This is a genomic window from Caulobacter sp. P1_B12_2 (assembly GCF_056406675.1).
Window position 1 is genome coordinate 1 of the sequence record NZ_JBFTZS010000561.1, and the last position, 2,625, is coordinate 2,625.

Annotated in this window: 3 protein-coding genes and 1 pseudogene; 1 reads left to right on the forward strand and 3 read right to left on the reverse strand. The window is 72.0% G+C overall.

Features of this window, described 5'->3' with window-relative positions; translation table 11 throughout:
• A pseudogene (locus AC1DZ6_RS23230) lies at nt 1-283 on the reverse strand (LytTR family DNA-binding domain-containing protein); the annotation flags it as partial.
• Nucleotides 280-954: a hypothetical protein gene (locus tag AC1DZ6_RS23235; protein WP_477099476.1), complete on the reverse strand. Its 675-nt coding sequence runs from the start codon at nt 952-954 to the stop codon at nt 280-282. The gene AC1DZ6_RS23235 and the pseudogene AC1DZ6_RS23230, both read right to left, overlap by 4 nt.
• 117 nt (nt 955-1,071) lie before the next feature.
• Between AC1DZ6_RS23235 and cytX the strand changes: the two genes are divergently transcribed.
• Nucleotides 1,072-2,328 carry a putative hydroxymethylpyrimidine transporter CytX gene (gene cytX, locus AC1DZ6_RS23240; RefSeq protein WP_477099477.1) on the forward strand — a complete coding sequence of 419 codons (1,257 nt, stop codon included), beginning with the start codon at nt 1,072-1,074 and terminating at the stop codon, nt 2,326-2,328.
• A 21-nt stretch (nt 2,329-2,349) separates the two neighbouring features.
• Here cytX and AC1DZ6_RS23245 read toward each other — a convergent pair.
• A partial coding sequence (locus AC1DZ6_RS23245; protein ID WP_477099478.1) for a hypothetical protein occupies nt 2,350-2,625 on the reverse strand: 276 nt, incomplete at its 5' end.

The window sequence follows — 2,625 nt, forward strand, 5'->3', positions numbered from 1 at the left end:
AGGCCAGGGCCTCCAGGGGCGTGATCGCCAAGCCCGCGACGACCAGCGCCGCCAGGCCCCGCGCGCCTGACCCGAACCGCCGCTGCGTCCACCAGACCAGGGCGGCGGCCGGCAGCCAGGCGGCGTAGACCGCGCCCTGCCACAGCAGCGAATCCGGCACGCTCAGCGTCTCGCCGCGCGCGGTCGCGAACCGTCGTGCGAACCAGGCCGCGCAGACCGTGGTGGCCAGGTAGCTGTAGACGGCGAACGCCCAGACGAAGACGGCCGTCGGCGCCCGCCTCACGCCGGCGACGAGACCCGCCGTCGTTTCGAGACGAGGACGACGATCCACGCGATGGCCAGCGGTTGGAACAGCAGGGTCGGCCAGAGCTGGCTCCATGGGGTCGGCAGGAAGGTCAGGAAATTGCCCGAGAAGGCGCTGAGCACCGCGCCATAGGCGCTCAGCATCTTCACAAGGTGCTCATAGGTCCAGAGGTTCGGCGAGAACGGCCAGGCGGTCGGCCGGAAAAAACGCCACAGGTCCCAGCCGCCGTACAGCAGGGCCGCATAGACCAGGGCCGCGCTGACCGCCCTGGCGCCGCCCGTGCGCCCCAGGACCAGCAGGACCAGGACCCACAGGCCGACGCCGACGACCRCCAGCGTGACGGCCCAGTCCAGCGGGCGGGCGCGCTGGCCGGGGTCCAGGTCGGGCCGCTTGCGTCCCAGCACCCGCAGACCCGAGAACACGGTGATCGTCGCCGTCGCCGACAGGGCGGCGAAATAGGCGTTGAAGTGCAGGGCGGTCATCACCCAGGCGGCGGTCAGCAACACGCTCATCAGGCCCGCGAACACCCGCCCCGACAGGCGGTGCAGCCGCGAGCCCTTGACGCTGAGGATCGGCAGCAGGCCGGCGGCCACCGCCACGAAGCCGGCGGCGACGTGCAGGGCGAGGATGGGGGAGAAGAGCCAGGTCATGACCCGACCCTGACCGACCTGGCCACCGGACCCAGGCCTCGGGGACGAGGCGCGGCTGTCCGGGGCGAACGGCGCCCGGCTTTCGTGAGCGGAAGATGACCTGCTAAGGCATGGGCCATGGCCCAGTTCGACGACTCCTATGATCCCCTCACCCCCGTGCCGCCCGAGCGGCGGGCCTTCGGCGGGTTCGACGCCTTTTCGCTGTGGTTCAGCCTGGGCATCGGCCTGCTGGTGCTGCAGGCCGGCGCCTTCCTGGTGCCCGGCCTGAGCCTGGGCGCGGCGCTGGCGGCGATCGTCACGGGCTCGGTGCTGGGGGCGCTGCTGCTGGCCGCCGCCGGCGTGGTGGGGACCGACACCGGGCTTTCGGCCATGGGATCGTTGCGGCTGGCCCTCGGCGCGCGCGGGGCGGCGATCCCGGCGGTGCTCAACGCCGTCCAGCTGACCGGCTGGGGCGCGTTCGAGATCATCGCCATGCGCGACTCGGCCAACGCCCTGGCCAAGCAGACCTTCGGGGTCTCCAACCCCGTGCTGTGGACGCTGCTGTTCGGCGCCCTGGCCACCGGCCTGGCGGTGATGGGGCCGGTGTCGTTCGTGCGGCGGTTCCTGCGCGCCTGGGGCCTGTGGCTGCTGCTGGCCGGGGCGGGCTGGCTGACCTGGCGGCTGCTGGCCGACCATGACCTGGCGGCCCTGATGGCCCGGGCCGGAACCGGCGAGATGAGCTTCGGGGCCGGGGTCGACCTGGTGGTGGCCATGCCGCTGTCTTGGCTGCCGCTGATCGCCGACTACACCCGCTTCGGCCGCTCGCCGCGCGGCATGTTCCGCGGCAGTTTCGCCGGCTATCTGCTGGCCAATGTCTGGTTCATGGGCCTGGGCGCCGGCTACGCCCTGGCGGCCGGGGGCGGCGAGGGCATGCTGCTGTCGGCCCTGGCGGCCAGCGGCGGCGGGATCGCCCTGCTGCTGATCGTCATCGACGAGACCGACAACACCTTCGCCGACATCCATTCGGCCGCCGTCTCGACCGCCACCTTGGCGCCGGTGCGGCCGGCCCGACTGGCCCTGGGCTTCGGCGCGATCTGCACGGTGGTCGCCCTGCTGGCGCCGATGGCCCGGTACGAGGGCTTCCTGCTGCTGATCGGTTCGGTGTTCGCGCCGCTGTTCGGCGTGCTGCTGACCGACCACTTCATCGTGCGCCGCCGACGGGTCGAGGCCGCCGGCGCGCTGAACCTGCCGGGCCTCTTCGCCTGGGCGGTCGGCGTCGGCGCCTATCAGGCCCTGAGCCGGGCGGCGCCCGATGTGGGCGCCACCCTGCCGGCGTTCGGGACGGCGGCCGTGGTCTATCTGGCGCTCCGGGTCGCGCGGAAGCGCCCGACCTAGCCGCGGCCGCCGGCCGTGGACTCAGATCCCCGCCGGGCCCGGCTCGATGGTCCAGTAGTCGCCGTCCTTCCGGGTGGTGACCCATTGGGACATCCCGATCCGGTTGTCTTGCGACAGGCGCTGATCGCGGAAGTGCAGGTTGTGGATGATGACCTTCCCGCCGTAGCGGAGCGGTTGGCCGGGATTGTCGATGTTGCTGACCACCCAGGTCTGCTTTTTGAGATTGACGCCCTCGAGATACTCGTCGTGATAATAGCAGGAGCGGGAATCGTCCCAGGCCCCCAGGACGTTGCGGGC